Source organism: Phaeodactylibacter sp. (assembly GCF_022763345.1).
In the GTDB taxonomy this organism is placed as follows: domain Bacteria; phylum Bacteroidota; class Bacteroidia; order Chitinophagales; family Saprospiraceae; genus Phaeodactylibacter.
On the sequence record NZ_JALEGS010000020.1, the window covers coordinates 121,315 to 141,443 of the forward strand.

At 51.1% G+C, this 20,129-nt stretch carries 16 protein-coding genes; 6 read left to right on the forward strand and 10 right to left on the reverse strand.

Features of this window, described 5'->3' with window-relative positions; all coding sequences use genetic code 11:
* Positions 1–39: 39 nt before the first annotated feature.
* The 5 genes from MRY86_RS05385 to MRY86_RS05405 form a co-directional block, all read right to left on the reverse strand.
* Positions 40–522, reverse strand: coding sequence for a TspO/MBR family protein (locus tag MRY86_RS05385; RefSeq protein ID WP_293566610.1), 483 nt, complete (start codon positions 520–522; stop codon positions 40–42).
* 68 nt (positions 523–590) lie between these two features.
* Positions 591–1,469 (reverse strand): hypothetical protein, encoded by an 879-nt coding sequence (locus MRY86_RS05390; RefSeq protein ID WP_293566611.1) that lies wholly within the window; start codon positions 1,467–1,469, stop codon positions 591–593.
* A gap of 25 nt (positions 1,470–1,494) precedes the next feature.
* Complete coding sequence (gene hutI, locus MRY86_RS05395) at positions 1,495–2,757, reverse strand: imidazolonepropionase (RefSeq protein WP_293566612.1); 1,263 nt, start codon at positions 2,755–2,757, stop codon at positions 1,495–1,497.
* A 133-nt stretch (positions 2,758–2,890) separates the two neighbouring features.
* Positions 2,891–3,796, reverse strand: a complete 906-nt coding sequence (locus MRY86_RS05400) for an SPOR domain-containing protein (RefSeq protein WP_293566613.1) — start codon at positions 3,794–3,796, stop codon at positions 2,891–2,893.
* A 395-nt stretch (positions 3,797–4,191) separates the two neighbouring features.
* Complete coding sequence (locus MRY86_RS05405; protein ID WP_293566614.1) at positions 4,192–4,713, reverse strand: helix-turn-helix transcriptional regulator; 522 nt, start codon at positions 4,711–4,713, stop codon at positions 4,192–4,194.
* A 270-nt stretch (positions 4,714–4,983) separates the two neighbouring features.
* Here MRY86_RS05405 and MRY86_RS05410 point away from each other — a divergent pair, with 270 nt between their 5' ends.
* From MRY86_RS05410 to MRY86_RS05420, 3 genes are all read left to right on the forward strand, one after another.
* Positions 4,984–5,511 carry an RNA polymerase sigma factor gene (locus MRY86_RS05410; protein WP_293566615.1) on the forward strand — a complete coding sequence of 176 codons (528 nt, stop codon included), beginning with the start codon at positions 4,984–4,986 and terminating at the stop codon, positions 5,509–5,511.
* A gap of 172 nt (positions 5,512–5,683) precedes the next feature.
* Positions 5,684–7,630: a S8 family serine peptidase gene (locus MRY86_RS05415; RefSeq protein ID WP_293566616.1), complete on the forward strand. Its 1,947-nt coding sequence runs from the start codon at positions 5,684–5,686 to the stop codon at positions 7,628–7,630.
* Position 7,631: 1 nt separating this feature from the next.
* Complete coding sequence (locus MRY86_RS05420; RefSeq protein ID WP_293566617.1) at positions 7,632–9,494, forward strand: T9SS type A sorting domain-containing protein; 1,863 nt, start codon at positions 7,632–7,634, stop codon at positions 9,492–9,494.
* A gap of 66 nt (positions 9,495–9,560) precedes the next feature.
* On the opposite strand, the gene MRY86_RS05425 is transcribed toward MRY86_RS05420, so the two are convergent.
* The 4 genes from MRY86_RS05425 to MRY86_RS05440 form a co-directional block, all read right to left on the reverse strand.
* Positions 9,561–12,167, reverse strand: coding sequence for a cytochrome c biogenesis protein CcdA (locus MRY86_RS05425; RefSeq protein ID WP_293566618.1), 2,607 nt, complete (start codon positions 12,165–12,167; stop codon positions 9,561–9,563).
* 114 nt (positions 12,168–12,281) lie between these two features.
* A complete protein-coding gene (locus tag MRY86_RS05430) occupies positions 12,282–12,740 on the reverse strand; it encodes a protein-disulfide reductase DsbD domain-containing protein (protein ID WP_293566619.1) in 459 nt (152 codons plus the stop codon).
* A 184-nt stretch (positions 12,741–12,924) separates the two neighbouring features.
* Complete coding sequence (locus MRY86_RS05435; protein WP_293566620.1) at positions 12,925–13,881, reverse strand: hypothetical protein; 957 nt, start codon at positions 13,879–13,881, stop codon at positions 12,925–12,927.
* Between the two features lie 426 nt (positions 13,882–14,307).
* Positions 14,308–15,159, reverse strand: a complete 852-nt coding sequence (locus tag MRY86_RS05440) for an alpha/beta fold hydrolase (RefSeq protein WP_293566621.1) — start codon at positions 15,157–15,159, stop codon at positions 14,308–14,310.
* A 161-nt stretch (positions 15,160–15,320) separates the two neighbouring features.
* Here MRY86_RS05440 and MRY86_RS05445 point away from each other — a divergent pair, with 161 nt between their 5' ends.
* Positions 15,321–17,786 (forward strand): T9SS type A sorting domain-containing protein, encoded by a 2,466-nt coding sequence (locus MRY86_RS05445; protein WP_293566622.1) that lies wholly within the window; start codon positions 15,321–15,323, stop codon positions 17,784–17,786.
* An 80-nt stretch (positions 17,787–17,866) separates the two neighbouring features.
* On the opposite strand, the gene MRY86_RS05450 is transcribed toward MRY86_RS05445, so the two are convergent.
* Positions 17,867–18,172, reverse strand: a complete 306-nt coding sequence (locus MRY86_RS05450) for a muconolactone Delta-isomerase family protein (protein ID WP_044217121.1) — start codon at positions 18,170–18,172, stop codon at positions 17,867–17,869.
* Between the two features lie 121 nt (positions 18,173–18,293).
* Between MRY86_RS05450 and MRY86_RS05455 the strand changes: the two genes are divergently transcribed.
* Positions 18,294–18,866 (forward strand): GrpB family protein, encoded by a 573-nt coding sequence (locus MRY86_RS05455; RefSeq protein ID WP_293566623.1) that lies wholly within the window; start codon positions 18,294–18,296, stop codon positions 18,864–18,866.
* Between the two features lie 155 nt (positions 18,867–19,021).
* A complete protein-coding gene (locus MRY86_RS05460; RefSeq protein WP_293566624.1) occupies positions 19,022–19,978 on the forward strand; it encodes an aldo/keto reductase in 957 nt (318 codons plus the stop codon).
* The last annotated feature ends 151 nt before the right edge of the window (positions 19,979–20,129 follow it).

Here is a 20,129-nt window from a genome sequence, read left to right on the forward strand (position 1 = left end):
ATAACACGCAAGCTGAATTTTGGTTCTTCCGCAAGGCGATTAAGCACTCATTATTTGCGTGTATACCTGATAAATATGATAGTTGTTAAAGGCGAAGACCACTGCGCCTAAGAAACAGGGTGCCATGAGCCAGCCTGCAGCCTTGTGGTGCCGGTAGAATTGCAGACCTGCGACTCCAATAGCCGACGCCACGACAATCATATCGATAAATGCAGCAAGTGGAGATTGCAGCCCGAAAAAGAGCAGCGACCAGCTGCTGCTGAACAGCATGACGCCAACGTAGGCAAAGGCCGGCCAGAAGATTTCGTGCAGTGACCGGTTTTTCCAGACGAGCCAAAAGGCAAAGCTGCTTGTGAGGTACAGCACGATTTCCGCGACATCGACCTGCTGGAAAGTAAACGTCCAGGCATTGGCCTGTACTTCGTCGTACCAGTCGGGTATCTGAAAAAGGTTATTCAAGCCGAACGCTCCAATACTAAACAGAAGAACGGGAAATAGCTTTTCGTACTTAGGTGTGTCCATTGTTTTGATTTTCAGTTACTAATGCATGTGTAACTGGAACAAGGACAGGGCGCAGATGTTGGATTTTGCTACGGTCGGCTGATTTTGAAGCTTAGTGCGCCAAGTGGGAACGGGCTGTAATAGAAGCCCCCGGCATTCCAGCCAAGCGGGTAGGTAAGGTTGAAGTCCAACCGCCGGCCAATGAGCTGTATGCCGGGTAGGACAACAGTGCCTTCTATGGGGGCACCGGTCAGTATTTCTGCCTGTAGGGCGAAAAAAGATTTGACCGACCAGTTCATATTCAGGGTGTAGACCGGTGAGGGGCGCAGGTTGCCCTCCACCTGTACCATTGCCAACCCTGTCGAGAGGTTGCGGCTCCGAGAGCCCACAGAGAAAGTAGCATGGTAGAAATTATGGGTGGAAAAACTGCCTTCGTAATCGGGCAGGTTCAGAAAAATGCCACCGATCCCTACGTTGATCAGGTCCTTTCGGATGGGGATGCTGAACTTTGGGGCGATGGCATAGGTGAAAGTATGGTCAGAGGCGGTTAAAATACTGGAAGCAATATCGAAGCCGGCACCGATAGAAAAGTAATCGGTTAGGCCAACCGCTGCAAAGTTGGCCGTGAGCATATAGGAGCGCCAGTAAACCTCGCCCTTTTTCAGCCCGTAACCGGTATTGGGGCCAATCTGATTCAGGTAACTGCCTACCGGCGGGCTCCAAAGCCCCAGGGTATCCATACGATGGATTTGATCTTGGTTGATCATCGTTTCCCGCCGGGCATCTTTAAGCCATAACTGGTACCCGCTACTGTCCTGCCGCACACTACGCCCCTTCAGGGCACGCCCGTCCACCGTAGTAATGAGGACTTCGTAGTCTGGCGTGAACTGAGCTGCCGCAACAGCAGGGAACAGGCTCATGAGGAAGAAGAAAAGGCCGGAAAGCCGTGAAACACTCCAACAGGGCATTGACATCTCGGGTAATTTAAGTAAGTCAGTCTATAAACACAGACCGCTTATCAACCCGGCATTGCCCATCGATATAGACGCGCTCCACCAGATCGGTGCCGAATGCGTAAGGCAGGTACGCCAACGAGGGCAGGGGAGCAGTAAGTACAAAACTGCCGCGTTTGCCCATGGCTATACTGCCGAGTTCGGCTTCCAGCTCCATCGCTTTGGCCCCATTCAGCGTGGCGGCACAGATTGCCTCTTCGGGCAACATGCCACACTTCAGGCAAGCGAGGGATAGCACGAACTGCATCCGTCCCGAAGGGGTTGACCCCGGGTTGTAATCCGAGGCTAGAGCAACGGGCAAGCCAGCATCAATCAGTTTACGGGCGGGTTGATAGTGTCCTCCAATGAAGAAGGGGGCCGAGGGCAAAAGGGTTGGGATGCTTTGCCCATTTTTTAGGATGTCCAACTCCGCATCCGAGACGACTTCCAGATGGTCTACCGAAACAGCACCATGGGCTACCGCTGCTTCAATGCCACCCATGCTGTTGAATTGGTTGGTGTGTACTTTGGCTTTCAGGCCATATTTGGCGCCGGCTTCCATGACCCGCTCCATTTCGGCAACGGTAAAGAACCCTTTCTCGCAGAAGGCATCCACATAATCCGCCAGATTTTCTTCCGCGATGCGGGGCAGCATTTCGTTGACGATGAGGTCGAGGTAAGCTTTGCGGTCAGATTGGTAAGCCGGCGGTAGGGCATGAGCACCAAGGAAGGTCGATTTGACGGGGATAGGTGCCTTTTCGCCCAACCGGCGGATGACACGGAGCATTTTGAGCTCGCTCTCTACAGTCAGCCCGTAGCCGCTTTTGATTTCAATGGCCCCTGTACCATAGCTGATGACCTCGCGGAGGCGCCCCCATGCAGACTCGAACAGTTCCGCTTCAGAAGCCTCCTGCAACCGGCGGGCGGAGTTGAGAATGCCACCGCCCCGGCGGGCAATTTCTTCGTAGCTGAGCCCTTTGATACGGTCCACAAATTCTTCTTCCCGGCTGCGGGCAAATACCAGGTGGGTATGGGAGTCGCACCATGCGGGCAAAACAGCACGCCCGCTGCAGTCCACTACTTCATCAGCTTGGTCCGGGCAGGTTTCCATGGGGCCAAAGTTGCCGATGTTGCCTTTTTCGATGAGCAAAAAAGCATCTTCTATTACCGGTATTTGCTGCATGGCAGTGCCGGCGTAAAAAGCCCGAGGGTGAGTCTCTGCGAGCGCGAGGAAACGAATGTTGCGGAGAAGGAGGCTGGACATGGTTTTCAAGTTGGTGAAGGGCAAAAATAAAAAACGGATGCTCTTAAAGAAGAACATCCGTTAAGCTGGGTCAGCCAGCTGGCCTGAAAATACGGGGGGTAAGGCACTTTGCTGGATCAGCTATTCCATTCCATTACTTTTCAATCTCTTTGACAAAGCTATCGGGGTACCTTGGAGCTACTGTCTTTTGGTACTGCTCTGCCTCCGTTCTCGTCTTAAAATTAACGGCACATAAGCGGTATACGGTACGGTTATTTGAGCCTTTTACAGGGAATACATGCCCTTGCGCGCCGTAGCGTTCAAGATTGCTCTTTTCCCGATAGGCGTTCTGGTAGTTCGAGAAGACACCCACCTGCAAGGCAAAGGAACTTTCCGGGCGGTCCATTTTATGGGGTTCCGGGCGGGTATAAATACTAGGGTATTGTTCCGTGTAAGTCGGACGCACAGATTGTGTCGGGGTTTGAGCCTGGTTTGATTGTTGCGGGGAAACATCAGGAACACTGCCGGGAGCAACATCGGGAATCAGTCTCGGTCTGTATATTTTGCGGTCTACCGCTTTATAAGCAACCGGGCGTGCAGTGCCACCTCGGGCTTTAGCAGGCATTATGCGGTGTTCCGGTGTATCGTAGTTGCGAAGCGTGGCCAGCATCTCATTAGCCGTTTGTTTGCCAGTGAGCCCGCCAACAAGTTCCCCTTTTGTACTAAAGATTAAAGTGGTAGGGAGCTGATGGATCTCGAACTGATGCTGTAACCGGGCGCCTTCCGGCTGCTCAATATCCACGGCTACTGCCAGGTAGTTGTCCGCAATATAGGTGGCCAGTTTTTCATTAGAAAAAGTGTATTTGTCCATCCATTGACACTGCTCCACATGGGCAGCTGTAAAATGAAGGAAGAACAATTTACCTTCTGCTTTAGCTTTTTGCTGGATTTCCTGGTAGTCAGATGCAGTGAACTGAAGTGGATTAGGCTCAGTGATCGAGTCTGCCGCACAAAGGCATAGACTTGGCAGCAGCACTGCCAGGGTGAGTAAAGTTTTCATGAGATACGGTTTTCGGTAAATACTAATCTTGACAGGTGTAGTTTTTGTGCACATCATTTGTACGGTCGTTTGAGTAAATAGATTCAAATGCATAACTCATTTTCCGGCTGGGTTATTACCGAAAAAGGGTTTTCTTATTGTGATTTAGCGGTACTATGATCACGAAAACGTGAAAGCAATACACCGCTAATCAGTGTGCTGTTGGATAGTGATTTGCTCTTAGCCTTGCCTAGTGTTGGTTGGTATCAGGAGAAGTGTTGCAAGTAGTGCCTGAATAGAAAAAAAGCCTTCTGAAGAGGCTGCGGAATATCAGATTCCGACGTTTTGGACTATAAAGATAAGGGAACGGCAAATAACAGTCAAGGACCGGAGGAAAATATTTGGATAAAAAATAATTATTTTCCTTTGATGTGACACTTTACAAAATCAATTAATGCTTTGTGGTTGCCCGCAAGTTCTTCGGAGGCATCGAAGAGCTCTTCAAACTTCATTGCGGCCATTTGGTAGGCTTTTGAGTCGCGCGTCGACTCATCAAGTGAATTGGTCTTATATTCGAAGCAGGTGTGTATACTCTTGATTACTTTGAGAAGCTCGTCTGCCCGCTTAGTGAACTGTACAATCAGTTCAGCTTCGTTGGCTGATGGGGCTTGATAATGCTCATTGGCTGCCTGAAGGTTGTCATCTATGCTCAGGTCCCGCTTTGTGAGGTCAAGGATAGGGACACCAAAGAGGTTGGAGAGTTTGAGCAGGTTGCAGATTTTGGGCTCTGCACTGCCATTCTCATAAGAAGCAATGTTGCCCCGGTTGAGCCCGATACGCCTGCCGAGCTCATCTTGGCTAAGCTTCATCTGCTTGCGCAGAAAGCGGATATTGCGGTGCAAAAGAATCGTATCTTGTGTTTCCTTAACCAGGCTCATGATTGGATGGCTTTTCCTGCAAAAAGACCAAACGATGAAGTTTACCGTTTTGCATTATTCATTCTAAAATACAAATGAAGCCCCGCATGGTTTAGTTGTGTTAAGATTTTTAACGATTCGGAAGGGCTTTGCCATTGAACTGTCAAATCAACTACACCTGCAACAGAAAGCGCTGCTAAAGGGAAATTTTATTTGCAAAATTGATGTTGGAACTGTAAATTTGTAAATAATAATTACAAAAGCTAATTCATCAAACATAAATCACCGACTATGCTATATACAGTGCAAAATCAGATTCAGGAACAACTGGACAGCATCAGCAATTCACTTCGGGCGTTTTCGCTCAAGCTGACGGGCAACCCGGTTGATGCTGAGGATCTATATCAGGATACAGCAGTTCGTATTATTACCAATGCGGACAAGTACAAGCAAGGCACCAACTTTAAAGCCTGGGCGGTGACCATCATGCGTAACATCTTCATCAACAACTACCGTAAGAAGGTGCGCCGTAATATGATCATCGACCAAACGCCCAATAATTATTACCTCAACTCCGGAGATAAAACGGTGGAGAATGACGGGGAAAATAATGTGGCTTATAAAGAGCTGATGAAAATGGTCAACTCTCTGCCCGAGGACTTCTGCCGCCCGTTTATGATGGCCTATCAGGGGTACAAGTATGATGAGATTGCAGAACAACTTGGGTCTCCGCTTGGCACCATCAAAAGCCGTATTTTCTTTGCACGCAAAAAGCTGCAAAAAATGTACGCGGAGGCTCAAAAAGAGCGCCGGGCTTAGAAAATGCCGAAAGATTAATGTTGTTGTAGATAAGCGGGGTTGAGCTATTCAGTAGTTCAACCCCGCTCCTGTTTCTATGCCTTAGGGCAAGGTCCCGTGTTACAAAGGCGCAATTATCCATGAAATATTTCTATATTGGTTATCTGTTACCAAATCCCCGAAAACAGAGCACATGAGCAAACTTAAAGTCCGCAGCGGTAAGGGTGAACTCACCCTTAAGAAAAGTAAAGCCTTGGTAGGGCTGCGCACCGCTGAAGAAAAATCAGCCGAAGATCAGCCTTTCGTTAAAGAGGAAGTCCACCAAAACCTGGGAGGCTTCAAAATCGTAAGCCTGGATGCTGAAGGGCAGGACATCGACCAACAACTGGACGCCGTGCGTACCCGCGATGCAGTAGCCGTAGGTACTCATGTATACTACGCTGAGGGCAGTGACAAGCCTCTTGTCGCTACTGGGGAGCTGTTTATTACTTTTGAAGAGGGCGTGGATGAAGAGGAGCAAGGCATTGTCCTGGAAGAGTACAAGCTGGAGCTCGTCGAACGGCGGGACCAACAGCAAATCGTTGCCCGGGTAACAGCAAACTCTCCCAACCCGCTGAAAGTCGCTCATTTGCTCCAGGAGATATCCATGGTGAAGGTCGCTGAGCCCGATCTGGACACCCTGCTCGATGAGTACGAATACCATGAGCCTAACGATGATTTGGTTACCCAGCAGTGGCACCTGCGTAACCGAGGCTACATTCCCGGTGCCAATTACCGCCTGCGGCAGGGTGCCGATGCAAAAGTTTTTGATGCCTGGCGCCGGCTCGATGGCATGGGCTCTGACCGCATTACCATCGCCATTATTGATAATGGTTTTGATGTTAATCATCCGGATTTGCGGACCAAACTATTCCGGCCCTTTGACCTCTGGACCGGTTCTTCCAATATGACAATGGGCGATGCCCGGTTTACCCACGGTACGCCTTGTGCAAGTGTTGCCCTGGCGGTAAGCAACGGGCGGGGCATTGTAGGTGCCGCACCGGAATCTCGCTTCATGCCAGTGAATGGCACCTCCTTCAGCAATCGGGCTACGGAACAGATGTTTGATTATTGCATGCGCAACGGGGCAGACATCATCAGTTGCAGCTGGGGCACTACAGATCCCAATTTCAGCCTGGGCAGTATTAAGGAACAAGCGATTGCGAAAGCTGCACGACAAGGGCGCAATGGCAAGGGCTGTGTCATCCTGTATGCTGTAGGCAACGATGATAAAGATTATGTCAACTTTTACGCCGCGCACCCCGATGTCATCGCAGTGGGGGCTTCCACGAGTAAAGATACCCACGCCAGCTATTCCAACCGGGGTCGGGAAATTGATATCTGTGCGCCTTCCAACGGCGATTGGCCGATACTAGCTGCCCGGGCCTCCTGGGACCCCGGGCTGAGCTGGGAAACGGGCGTCTACAAGTACTACAGAGATGGGCGTGACCGGGGCCCGCACTACAAGCACTTTGGCGGCACTTCCAGCTCCACGCCTTTGGTTGCCGGTATTTGTGCCCTTATGCTTTCTGCTAATCCGGACCTTACAGCCCGGGAAGTCAAAGAAATCCTGCGCGCTACCGCAGATAAGATTGGCGCTCCATCCGAATACGTCAACGGGCGGTCTTTGAAATATGGCTACGGCAGGGTCAATGCCGATAAAGCAGTAGCAGAAGCCTTGCGCCGGCGTGACCGTCGCGAATCGTCTAATGTGGTGCCACAGCCTACACCAAAGCCTTCTCCCCGCCCAACCCCGTCCCCTGCTCCTGCACCATCGCCCTCCCGTGGGAGTGTAGCTCCGCAGGTTTCATCAGGGCAAGGGCTTTTCAGATTTAAGGTCGAACCACAGCCCGCCCTCGGCTGGGGGGTGCAGATTGGTGTATTTGGCGATTATGGCAATGTGCTGGTACAGGCAGAAAAGCTGGAACGGCAGTTTGACCAGCCGGTTATCGTCAACATCGCCGATCTCAATGGCAAAACGGTTTATAAGGTGATTGTGGGCGCTTTTGACAACTTTGATCAGGCCCGTCGGCTGAATGATCGCGTGAAATCAGAACTAGGACTGAGCACCTTCCCCGCAGACCTTTCAAAAATGGGATAAGATGAAAAATAACTGGTTTTGGGCGTTGGCTGTCCTTTTTATGGTCGCAATGCCTCTCGTACTGTCGGCTCAACTTGCGGACAGCTGCCGCTTGCGTATAGGCACCAATCTGGCAGGGCCGGCAGACTGGGGCAGCGAATGGCCCTTTGTGAATATTATGAAGTACGGGCGTACCTGGATCACCCACAATGCCTATTGGGTAGACGGGGGCGCGAATGACTGGGATACCGATGTCCTGGCACAGATTCCCCTGGATGAGCAGGGTTACCCGTTGTCGTTGCCGGTAGCGGATATCCCCGGCACGGAAGCACCGCAGATCGTCCGGTCCGTTTGGGCAAACACGGAGGCACTGCCGGCAGGGGTATATGTTGTGCTGTACGAAGGTACAGGAGCCTTTGATTTTTGGGGTGATGCCGAAATGATTAACTCTGCCCCCGGTCGTATAGAGGTCGAAGTTACCCCAGGGGTAGCTGATATCATGGCTATGGAGCTACTGACTTCAGCCGCAAACGACCCCGTCCATAATATCCGCTTTTTGCTGCCCGGCACTGAAGCAACCTATACAGATCAGCCCTGGTCAGAAGCCTGGTTGAGCAAACTGGAGCCGTTCAACGCGCTAAGGTTTATGGACTGGGGGCATACCAACAGCTCGCCCCTTCAGCACTGGGCTGACCGCCCGCAAATAGATGACTACACCTATACGCCTCACGGTATCCCCTATGAGTGGTGGGCCGAAATCTGCAACCTGAAGCAGGCAGATGCATGGGTGTGCATCCCCCACGCGGCTGATGAAGACTATATCCGTCAAATGGCGAGGTTATTCCGAGATGAACTGGACCCCGGCCTCACTATCTATGTGGAATACTCCAATGAAATCTGGAACTGGATTTTCGAGCAGACCCACTACTGCCACGACAATGGCGATCAGGAGGTGCCCTGGCCGGAGCGGATCGTCCCCTTTGTACAAAACGCTCTGGATATCTGGACAGAGGAGTTTGAAGGGCAGGAAGACCGGCTCGTAAGAGTGGTGGGCGTACAATTGTCATGGCAGGACGTAAGCAACCGCATCGTATTCAATATGGAGCCCGGTAGCTTTGATGCCTTTGCACCTGCTGCCTATTTTGGCTTCTCTGATGAAGGCATTGCGGCTTTGGAATCATTGGGGGCAGCGGCCTCAGCGGGGGATGTCCTGGATTGGGCAAGGGAAGGGATGCTGGGCAGAGCCGTTCCCTGGGTGAAGGCACAGCAGGCGTCCATCGCAGAAGAACTGGGCATACCTATGCTTTTCTACGAAGGGGGACAGCATTTGACACCTCAGCCCTTTGGCTCAGAGCAACCTTACAATCCGGCATTAGTTGACGCACAGTCCCACCCGGGTATGTACGATTTGTACCAGGAATGGTACGATTCGTTGCGTACGTTATCGTTCGGGGCAGACCCCACCTTGCTCATGAATTTTTCCTTCATCGGCCCCACTAGCGGGCGGTACGGGAGTTGGGGATTGCTGACGAGTCAGTTTTACCAGAATGCGCCCTATGAGGATGCGCCCAAGTACCGGGCGGTCCTTGACAATATTTTTGATTGTACACCGGCAGTCGCTACTGAGGAGCCTTCAGTTCAGGTTTCGGTAAAAGCATTTCCTAATCCGGCAGGAGATTGGTTCTACCTGTCTGCAGGAACGCCATTCAAAAACACCGGGCAGGTAGCCATCTACAATAGTCTTGGTCAGTGCGTACAGCAGGGCATTTGGCCTGTAGGGCAAAGTCAGTTGCAATGGCAGTGGGGTGCGCTTCCCCCCGGCTGGTACGTAGTGGTGGTGCAGGAAGGGGCGCAACGTTGGCAGTCTACGGTGCTCAGGCAATAACGCATACGCCGCCTGCAGCAAACAGGCTACAGGCGGCGTACGCTTTAACATCCTTTGCGGGTAGGTTTAATTGCTGCCCAGTGGCTTACTGCCTTTCGATGGAGCACCTGAGTTAAGCCCCTGAAAAGTATTCAGCCCACATTCCAGGAATTCAGCGTAATCCTGAACACCTTCCTGATAGCCGCGGGGTGGGGCAAGGACTTGCTCGTCCGGGCTCATCATGACGTAGAGCGGCTGAGAGTTCTGCTCAAAATTGACGATCTGGAAGTCTGCCCAGAGGTTGCCCACATTGCGCAGCTTCTCCTGGCGAGGGATAGACAGGAGCGTTTCCTCCAGTTCCTTCCGGTCATCCACGTAAAGCGAAATAAGTACAAAGTCCTGCTCCAGTTTGTCCTTGACCATATCTTCCACCCAGATGTGCTCTTCAGTCTTACGGCAATTGACGCAACCGTAGCCGGTGAAGTCGAGCAGTATAGGCATATCGTTTTCTTTGGCGTAAGCCACGCCCTCTTCGTAGTTTTTGAAGCAGTCCAGGTCATTGGCACACTTCGTAAAGGAAGGGTATTTCGCCTTGATGCTTTCGTCTGCCTCTCCTTTGGCCAGTAAGATGTTGTAATTGGCAGGAGGCGCCAGGCCGCTCATCAGCTTCAGGGCGTTGTAGCTCTTAGTGTCTTCGTTGTACATGAATCCGGTAACGAGGTAGATGGTGAAGGCCAGCGAGAGGGCAGCGAAGCCACCGCGGGTGGGCGATAATTTCTTAACAGGGCTGTCGTGCGGGAATTTGATCCAGCCAAAGAGGTAGGCTGTCATGGCTGCGAAGACCAAAATCCAGGCGCCCAAGAATACCTCGTAGGGCAGAATGCCCCAGTGCATCGTCATATCCGCAACCGAGAGGAACTTGAGGGCCAGTGCCAGCTCCAGGAAGCCCAGGACGACTTTCACGGAGTTCATCCATCCGCCTGAGCGGGGCAGCGAATTGAGCCAGCCGGGGAAAGCCGCAAACAAGGCAAAGGGCAGCGCCAGTGCTGAAGAAAAGCCGAGCATTACCACAAATGGGCCGAGGCTGCTGGTAGCCGATTGTACCAGGGCCGAACCAATGATTGGGCCGGTGCAGGAGAAGGAAACGAGAGCCAGGGTAAAGGCCATAAAGAAAATGCCAATCAGCCCGCCGCGGTCCGCCATGGCGTCACTCTTATTAGCCCAGGAACTGGGCAGGGTGATCTCGTAATAGCCAAAGAAGGAGAAGGCAAAGAACAAGAAGATCACGAAGAAGAGGGTATTGGCAATCCAGTTGGTCGACAAGGCATTCAGCGCGGTGGCACCAAAAATACCAGTGATGAGCAAGCCAATAGCCACATAAATCACGATAATAGACAAACCATAAATCAGTGCGTTGCGTATACCGGTAGCCTTATCCTGAGAACTTTTGGTGAAAAAACTTACCGTAAGTGGTATCATCGGGAAGACGCAGGGCGTCAGCAGCGCTAAAAGGCCGCCCGCAAACCCGAGAACGAAAGTCCAGAGCAAGCTGCTTTCCTCGTCGCTTTGAGCTTCCTTGCCACAGGTTGCCACGGGTGATTTGTGTGTCTCGCGTATGGCCGGTACTGTTTGATCAATGGCTTTGAGGCCACTGGCGGGGTCTACCTGTACAATCCCCCCTGCACCAGCTGCCAGGTTGATGGCAAAGTCCACATCCGCAGGGATACACTCGGCATCATTACAGGTCATGTAAGTCAGGTAACCAGTTACGGGCTGTGTAGGGTCCAGCGCAACCAGTTGTTGGGTGAAAACCGCCGGGCTTTCCACAAATTTGGTCACTTCTACCTTGAAAACCGGATCCATCCCTGTTTTGGTCTTTCCGGATTCGGAAATGGCGCCCACCAACTGATACTCGTCGCTATCTTCAAAGTTGAAAGTAGTTGGCAGCGGGCCGTCATCAGGATTGGTATGGACGGAATAAATCGTCCAGCCCGCTTCGATATCGGCGGTGAAGGTTACTTCGTAGAGGCTGTCCTGTACGAGCTTGCTGCTGAAGGACCATTGCACCGGCTCCTTCATACCAGACGGAGTACCCGCATCAGTGACCAGAGCGCCTTCCGTACCGGAAATGGAGAATGCAGGGGCGGTATCTTCCGTTTTTTCTTTAGTATCAGCTGTATTTTCTGTTTTTGCCTGTGCAGGCTCAGCAGTTTTAGCAGCACCACCAGTTGGCTTCAGGCTAAAGCTGAAGTCCTCCGTAGATGGTGGCAGGCATTTCTCTGCGTCACAAGCCATGCATTCCACATAGCCGGTAATGGGCTTCCCGAAGTCACTGATCCTGACCCGCTGTGTGAAGGTGGCATATTTCTTAAAGTAGGCCACCGTGATGTTGTCAAACAAAGGCTCAAGCGCTTCCTGACGGTTGTCAGACTCCTTTAGCTTGCCGACGGTCTCAAAATGATCGCCCTCGTCAAAGTAGATGCCGGTAGGGACCGGGCCGAAGACGTCATCGCCGTAAGACTGGAAAGGGGAGTAGGTCTTCCAGCCATCAGCGATTTTGGCTTTGAAGACCAGATCGTAGGTATTGTCACCGGCAGGCTTGGCTTCGAACGACCAGGTAACCGGCGTTTCAACCTGACCCATCAGCAGGCTTGCCAGGAAAAGTATCGGAAGGAGCAGAAGCGTTTTTTTCATGACTTACGTTTAGCTTTGCAAGATTAACAAGGTGTGCGGGAGGTCAGTTGAAGCGCAAAGATAATAACCTTTAGCTGCTTAGAATGTGATCTGGAGTACAATGCCGCGCTTCGGTCATCCGCGGAACGAAAAGGCAAAGGGTATTTCAGTAGGCGGCAGGCATTGCTCGTCGTCACAGGTCATAAACTCAATATAGCCGCTGACGACTTTTGTCTTTTCGGTTATGATAGCCCGCTGGGTGAAAAGGACTTCGTTTTTGAATTTTTTGACGTTCATTTGAAAGAGCTCATCCATGCCCTCAATTGCTGGGCCGGCTTCCTCCGTCTCACCAATTAGCTGCAAGCCCTCTGCCGGATCAAATGCAATGGTGGTGGGAATGGGCCCGCCCTCTTCAAGGTCCTGCGCATAGAGGTACCACCCCTTTTGGATTGAAGCAGTGAAGGTCAGGTCAAAGGTGGTATCATTGACCATTCTGGCTTCAAAGGCCCAGTTTACTGGCTGAGGCATGCCTTGCTGAGCTGCGAGTTGTACCGTTCCCCATCCAAGGAGCAAACATAAAAGGAGGTATTTCATAGTCTGGCTTTGTATGATGATGAAGGGGTAAATTTACATGCTAGTACGCTAAGTTGCTGAAGCTCAGGAAGGCAATAATAAAAGTTTAACAGTTAAGAGAGGCATAGGACAGAGGCAGGCTTTGGCAGATTCTATCCTTATGCGGGATGACGCATGGCAACTGCTGTTTTTGCTGGCTTCGGCACTAAATATCCGGAAAAATCATAGGCTGGAACTGCAGCGCCAGGGCAATCACAAGTAGCAGGAGGTGCAGGACTTCGGCCATGCGGCCAGGCATACGCACAAAGTTGAGGGAAAGCAGCAGGCCAATCGGTACCGTCGTGACCAGCAGGTGGTCCAGTTGGATATCAGCTTGAAAGATTAGGCTCAGCGTGAAAATGATTAACCCCCAGTATACGATGTTGATTTTGCGCTGCACTTCGATATTTTGCTTCAGCATATAGCTTCGGTGGCTGAACAGGACCACCAGGACCAATGCGCTCATAATACCAAGGTCACGATACACCCGTACCGGCGCTGCCGCCACGTAGCTTAGCCATTCGAAGCTGTTGCCCAGCATTTGAAGGTATGCCGGGTACCAGCCGTTCCAAAAAGCCCATACTCCGGTGAGGAATACCGGGATAAAAAGCCCCGTAATGGCCATCAGTCGTTCCCGTATCTTAAAGGCGCGCAGGATATTGAGCCCCGAAAAGCCGAACAATAAAAGGAGCAGGAAGGAGGGATAAAATAAAAAACCCACACCTGACCAGAACCCTATGTTGAAAATCCGGTCGGCAGCCCTATTCTTTTTATAAGTTGCAAAAACTTCCCCCATTACGATCAGGAAAAAAGTATTGCCCATTAATACCGGTGAGAGGTAGTGAAAAGAGGGGAGGAGGCTACAGGCCAGTACATAGAAAACACCGGGAAACAAACTGACTTCACTGGCCAGCCGGTGCTCCATGACCATGTAATTCAGATAAAAACCCTGCAGCAACAGCAGCACCATCGCAACAATGGACGGCAACTGTCCGCTGTGCCCGATCCAATTATAAATCCAGATGGAGAATGGACCGGCACCGTGAGGCGCCATATCAACCGGCACAAAGAATACAGAACCTCGCACAAGCAGGATGTAAAATGCGAGCAGCACACTCGCCATAAGCTGGTTGGATCTGAATATGGCTAACACAGCAATTCGTTCTGTTGATGCTCAAATGTACCGAATTCAACCTAATGCAAAAAACGAAAACCGCGACTCCTGGCTGTGAATTAAAATAAATCGAAGGATTATAGGGGGCATATGATTTTTTTTAAAATCCCATACAGCTTTAAATATCTGGTTATCAGGTTTGTAAGTGGGTTTGGAGTAAAAAAATAAAAAAAGTGTCTTTTGTTTTGTGGAAAATCGGCCCGCCTTCACTCTTACCTACAAAACCACTAAGAAAACATTTAGAACCTTGTATAACCCCAAGGGCTCACTTATCAATCCCTACAAATTTTGAGAGAGAGTAACCCCAAAAAACTAAATCTCTCCAGATTCGTTCTCAATTTGCTAAACCCGGCGCCCCAGCCGGGTTTTTTTTGGCTACAGGCTATTTAGAAACTGTAGTGATTGTTCAACCAATTTCTGGCTATGAGGAGGTAAGGCATCCTTTTCAAACGGGTGCTGTCCGCCGAAGACGTGGTCTGCGCCCTCAATCAGGTGCAATTGAGCATCTGTTTTGCCCTCCTGCAAAGCCTCCGCAGCAGAGGCTGGGACTGCTGGGTCTGCCGTGCCATGCAGGATCAGCATGGGGATGTCCAGCCGCTGAAGCGCTCGGTTTACATCCATGGCTTCCTCCCGGGCTTTGTAGTCGCGGTACATTTGAAAATAGATGGGCATTTGCTGCCCGGTCCGCCCGTTGACCACTTCGTATTGCCCGTCCGTTTCCCACTTTGCAATCATGCCCGGCGTTTTCCAGGCATAATCCAGGCTGGCAACCGAAGCCCAGGTCAACAGGCTCGAAATCCGCTCATCCTGGCTGGCATAGATGATTGAAATCGCGCCTCCCCGGCTGTGCCCGATCAGGTGAATGCGCCCTAGGTCGGCTTCTTCAGCGGGCAGCCTCTCATCACCGTGGTGCAGCCAGGTGAGTACCGCCTGCAGGTCATTCAGTTCCTTGGAGTAGTTGTTTTGCCCAAATGCTTCGAGGTCGGCAAAGTCGGTTGGGGCAGCCAGTGTCGTGCCGTTGTGCGAAAAGTTGAATTTGATGAAAACAAAGCCGGCTTCTGCAAACTGCCGGGCAATAAGGTCCCAGTGCCCCCAGTCTTTGAAGCCTTTAAAGCCATGGGCGAATAGCACGATAGGCTTGGGCTTCCCACTTGGTACGTAGTACACATCGAGCAGGAAGGGACGGGCGGCGGCCCCGGTGAGTTGTAGGTTGCGGAGGATTTCCATGGCAGTTTTACAGATGAAACAAAACAGAGGGGGGCGCTGGTTCAAAAACTGGGAAATCCCAAATTTGACGGGAGGATTGCGGTTAAAAATAGAGGATATGCTTTAAAGTGAAATTCCGGAAGGTAGTTTTAGGCCCTATTTTTAACCAAACTATTTACTGAATGAACCTTAGACGTTTCTACTTATTTTTTGCGTTCTTATTTGGAGGAATCCTTACGAACGCTAATGCCCAATGCTCTGTCGGAGCATTACTCACCAACGGATCTATTACAATTACCTGCGATGAGAACGACTTTTTTGACCTGGAGTTAGATGGTACAACTACCATTCCTGCGGCAGGCGGATTAGGTTGGGAGTTCTCCGATGCTCTTGGTGGCACAGGCGGGCTTGCCGGTGGTTTTACGATTACCAACTCAAGCACACCCAATTCTTTTGATGCCAGCCTTAATGGCATCATGCCCGCCAATAACCTGGATAACCTTTCCGGTACATGGGTGGTTAAAGGGGTGGTATATGAAGATGCCGGCGATCCGCTGAATACCATTTGTGCAACGACGACCGATTCGTTGATCATAGATTTTCTAAGTGAGGAAAGCCCGGTGATTACAAACCTGGTTGACAACGAAGATGGCTCTGCTACCGTTGAGGCTAGTGGTGGAACTGAACCTTACACCTATCTTTGGTCTGATGGGCAAACCACTGCTACAGCTACCGGGCTCACGGATGCTGTATATACCGTTACTGTTACGGGCGCTAATGGTTGCACAACTACAGGAGAGGTAGCCGTCGGGAATGCTGTTACTTGTCAGGTAGGCGTGTTAACTACTGCCGGGGAAGTATCAATATGTACTGCGGATGGCACCTTTGATGTTGCTACTGATGATACAGAAACGATTCCTTCGTCTGGCAGTTTTGGCTGGGTATTCTATAATGCGCTCGGCGGCACGGGAGCACTAGGAGGGGATTTTATCCTGACCAATTCACCTACCAGCGCTACCTATGACGCAGATCTTAATGGGGTACTAAGTGGCAATAACTTCCCGGCATTTAGCGGTACCTGGGTCATTAAAGGTGCAGTCTATGAGGATGCGGGTGATGCTTTTAACTCGATTTGTTCCGTTACTTCAGACTCTCTGATTGTTAATTTCGGAGGGACGATAGCTATTCTGGAATTGGTGGACAACGGCGATGGCTCTGCCACGGTAACTGCAGAAGGTGGCACGCCACCATACACCTACATGTGGTCAGATGGGCAGGAAGGCCAAACGGCTGTGGACCTGGAGGAGGGTTTGTATACCGTCACCGTAACTGACGCAGATGGTTGCAGTACTTCTGAAAGTATTTCCATTGGAGGAGGTGCAGAACCTTGCCTGGACTGGATGGAGCCTAATCCGGGAGAGGGCTGGATTGATTTTAATTCTGACTTTGGAGGTGCTCCCTGTGACGATGGTAGCGGGTGCCCTTTCAACGAGATCACAGGGTTTGAAGTGTTTGCATCTGAAGCGTATTCAGTAGATAATTTTCAGGAAGGGGGCACGTACACCTTTAGCATGTGTAATGGCCCGGGTGCCGGAAGCTGGGTACCTGAGTTTACGATTATCGCGCCCAGTGGCGAGGTGGACGCCTTTGGTGCTGGTGACGGCGATGGCTGCTCCATCACCTGGACGGCATCAGAAAGCGGGACTTACCTGATCGTAATCAACGAAGCTGGCAGTTGCGGTGGCGGCGACAATATCGCCACAAGCAATGGCTTCCCTGCGCTGACTTGTACCGGCGGGCCTGAAGTGGCTTGCCCTGTAATTTCCTGCGCCGTGGGTGAGCTGGCCACTACCGGTGAAACAGTAGTTTGTGGTCCGGAAGAGACTTTTACTATCGAAACTGACGGTACAGATACTATTCCTGAAACTGGTGGTTTTGGCTGGCAACTTAGCGATGCTCTGGGCGGTACCGGGGGCTTGGCTGGCGGATTTACCCTGACCGGCTCTAACCCAAGCTCTACTTTTGATGCCGACCTGAATGGAGTTATGAGCAGTAACAATCTGGACCCGCTTGGCGGCACCTGGGTATTTTACGGAGTGGTCTACACCGATGCTGATAACGCTACAGGAACCATTTGCGGAACAACAACCGATTCACTCATCGTAACCTTTAATCCTGAGTTGCTGGCTTCCGCAGTGGATAATGAAGATGGGACAGCAACGGTAACCGCAGAAGGTGGCACGCCTCCCTATGCTTACGAGTGGAGTGATGGACAAACAACTGCTACGGCTACCGGACTGATGGAAGGCGTGGTTTCTGTTACCGTAACCGATTCTAATGGCTGCACCGCTGCAACAGAAGTGGAAGTCATTTCCAGTATTGGTGTGATTAAAGGGTTGAATAGCCTCTATTTGGGCCCGAACCCAACGAATGGCCAGCTGACGGTTCAGTTGGAACTGGATCAGCCAAAGGTGCTGCGTTTGGAAGTAGTCAATACGCAGGGGCAAATTGTTCAGCGTGTTCAGGCAGGCAAAAATGCAGTGCTGAACCACAGCTTTGACTTCAGCAACCGTGCAGATGGCCTTTACTTTATCCGCATTATCGCGGGTGATGATGAGGTGACTCGACGGATAGTCGTCACGAAATAAGGAATGAAAATTTAGTCTAAAGCTGTAAAGAGAGCGGCTGTATCAATGATGTATTGGTACAGCCGTTTTCTGTTTTGGGGTCAGTTGAGCGAAAAAGCAGGTGCCGCCTCAGCCGTATTGAAAGAAGTCAGCTGATTGATTTCCACTTGCATGAAGGGCGTGAGCGGGAAGTCCGCCAGCATTTCGAGCACCTCCATTTCGGAGTTGGCATTAAAGATAGCCCAGAGCTTGGCACTTTCCAGAGCCAGGGCATAGTTCACCAGGGAGCCTTCCGACAGGTAGCGGTCCACCACAGCCCGCTGATAGGGGATGAGGTCTGTAAATTCGGTGGAGAGTTCCTCCGGGAGCGTGAAGTCTACCATGAACTGACTGGTCGGATTGATCATGCCACTTTTTTTGCAAACATACTCAAATTCAGAGGCTTTGTGTGCCGGATGAGGCTGAAACCCGCTCGCTTTGCGTTCAATCTGACAATTCTGATCCCTAAGAATGTGCTATATTCAGCCCATGGCAGTACGTGTGATGATAGAACCTTACAGCGCTGACTGGGCAGTGGCTTTCCAGCAGGAGCAGGGGCGTTTGGAAGCCTGTCTCACTGCTTGGTCGCCCGAAGTGCAGCATATCGGCAGCACAGCAGTGGAAGGGCTGGGCGGGAAGCCCGTCATTGATATCATGGTGGGCTTTTCGGATGAAGAAGGCCTAAGCGCTGCCGTGGATCCTCTGTTGAAAGCAGGCTACTGTTATTATCCCTGCTTTGAAGAGCCCCCCTTCCGCGACCGGCGCTTCCTGGCCCGGTTGCAGGATTTTCCGGCTACTGTTTTTGAAAGCCCGGAGGACTTCCCGGACCGGGCTGTTCATCCACCTGTTTTTCACCTTCATCTGCTGCGGCGCGGCTCTCCTTTCTGGCAACGGCACCTGGCTTTCCGCGATTACCTGCGGCGGCACCCGATCACGCGCGACGCTTACTACCGCATGAAAGTCAAGCTGGCCAAGGGCGTTTGGGAAAGCCATAACGATTACGCCAAAGCCAAAACCGCGTTTATCCGCCGGGTGGAGCGCCTGGCGGAGCTGGAGGGCTGAGCTTAAAGATTTGCCCCCTTCAGATGGGTCCGTTTGCGCATAGTGCAATTATGTATTCTCATTTAGTTCGTCAGCGCGTTTGGCAAATGTTAGCGGGTTAAATGATTTAGGGTACCGAAGCCAACTCAATACCTCAATTAAAAAACCTTCCGGAAATGGGTGATAAAAATAGAATAGGGTTTGGAATGGCGGCGATAGGCCGGCCTTTGTACATCAACTTAAAACAGAAGCCGTCCACCAGCTTTGATATGGGAGCGTTCCGCCAGAAAGGGACCACGATGCTTGAGAAGGCTTATGCTTTGGGCATCCGCTATTTTGATACCGCTCCTGGCTATGGCATGGCAGAAGCATTACTGCTGGACTGGCTGTCGGCAAAGGAAGACGCTAATGTAGAGGTGGCTACAAAATGGGGGTACACCTATGTTGCGGATTTTGATCCTAATGCGACCCGGCATGAAGTCAAAGAACATTCTGTCAGCAAATTGAATGAACAATGGGAGGTATCTAAAGCAATATTGCCCCATCTGACGACCTATCAAATTCATTCTGCCACTTTTGAGACCGGAGTACTCAATAACAAAGATGTACTAAGTCGTCTAGCGGAGCTTAAGGAGGAATATGGCTTGCACATTGGGCTTTCCACCACTGGAGCTAATCACATTGAGGTACTTAAAAAAGGACTTGAGGTGGCTGTAGAGGGCAAAGGCTTGTTTGATGCCTTTCAGGTAACGTACAATATTTTTGATCAGAGCCTGGCGAATGTCGGCACGGATATTGCAGCGCAGGGTAAACGGCTGATAATAAAAGAAGCTATGGCAAACGGGCGTATCCTTCCGAACAAAGCTTACCCGCACTACTCAAAGGCACACGACTACCTGATCCAATTGGCTGAGCAGTATGAAGTTGGCCCGGATGCAATCGCCCTGCGCTTTTGCATGGATAGTATTCCTGCCTTTAAAGTGCTTAGTGGTGCTGCGACTGAGCGGCACCTGATCGAAAACCTGAAAGCGGCCTCCTTTAAGCTGGAAGAGGAAGCAATCGAACGGCTAAAGGCTTATGCCGTACCCCCTGGACAATACTGGACAGAAAGGAAGCAATTGCAATGGAATTGAGGCAGGCGGCTTTATGACCTTGCTATACTGACAATTATACGCAATACGAAGTGGTTTGCGACATCGGAGCAAGCCACTTCCCAGCGTAAATGCTCGTACGTTTGTTAATAGTACAAAAGTTCATTGAAAATCATAGATTGGCAAGACCTCA

Bases quoted from the DNA above. Each gene is read 5' to 3' on its own strand.
- MRY86_RS05385 (WP_293566610.1), bottom strand. From the start codon at position 522: ATGGACACACCTAAGTACGAAAAGCTATTTCCCGTTCTTCTGTTTAGT.
- MRY86_RS05390 (WP_293566611.1), bottom strand. From the start codon at position 1,469: ATGCCCTGTTGGAGTGTTTCACGGCTTTCCGGCCTTTTCTTCTTCCTC.
- hutI (WP_293566612.1), bottom strand. From the start codon at position 2,757: ATGTCCAGCCTCCTTCTCCGCAACATTCGTTTCCTCGCGCTCGCAGAG.
- MRY86_RS05400 (WP_293566613.1), bottom strand. From the start codon at position 3,796: ATGAAAACTTTACTCACCCTGGCAGTGCTGCTGCCAAGTCTATGCCTT.
- MRY86_RS05405 (WP_293566614.1), bottom strand. From the start codon at position 4,713: ATGAGCCTGGTTAAGGAAACACAAGATACGATTCTTTTGCACCGCAAT.
- MRY86_RS05410 (WP_293566615.1), top strand. From the start codon at position 4,984: ATGCTATATACAGTGCAAAATCAGATTCAGGAACAACTGGACAGCATC.
- MRY86_RS05415 (WP_293566616.1), top strand. From the start codon at position 5,684: ATGAGCAAACTTAAAGTCCGCAGCGGTAAGGGTGAACTCACCCTTAAG.
- MRY86_RS05420 (WP_293566617.1), top strand. From the start codon at position 7,632: ATGAAAAATAACTGGTTTTGGGCGTTGGCTGTCCTTTTTATGGTCGCA.
- MRY86_RS05425 (WP_293566618.1), bottom strand. From the start codon at position 12,167: ATGAAAAAAACGCTTCTGCTCCTTCCGATACTTTTCCTGGCAAGCCTG.
- MRY86_RS05430 (WP_293566619.1), bottom strand. From the start codon at position 12,740: ATGAAATACCTCCTTTTATGTTTGCTCCTTGGATGGGGAACGGTACAA.
- MRY86_RS05435 (WP_293566620.1), bottom strand. From the start codon at position 13,881: ATGGCGAGTGTGCTGCTCGCATTTTACATCCTGCTTGTGCGAGGTTCT.
- MRY86_RS05440 (WP_293566621.1), bottom strand. From the start codon at position 15,159: ATGGAAATCCTCCGCAACCTACAACTCACCGGGGCCGCCGCCCGTCCC.
- MRY86_RS05445 (WP_293566622.1), top strand. From the start codon at position 15,321: ATGAACCTTAGACGTTTCTACTTATTTTTTGCGTTCTTATTTGGAGGA.
- MRY86_RS05450 (WP_044217121.1), bottom strand. From the start codon at position 18,172: ATGATCAATCCGACCAGTCAGTTCATGGTAGACTTCACGCTCCCGGAG.
- MRY86_RS05455 (WP_293566623.1), top strand. From the start codon at position 18,294: ATGGCAGTACGTGTGATGATAGAACCTTACAGCGCTGACTGGGCAGTG.
- MRY86_RS05460 (WP_293566624.1), top strand. From the start codon at position 19,022: ATGGGTGATAAAAATAGAATAGGGTTTGGAATGGCGGCGATAGGCCGG.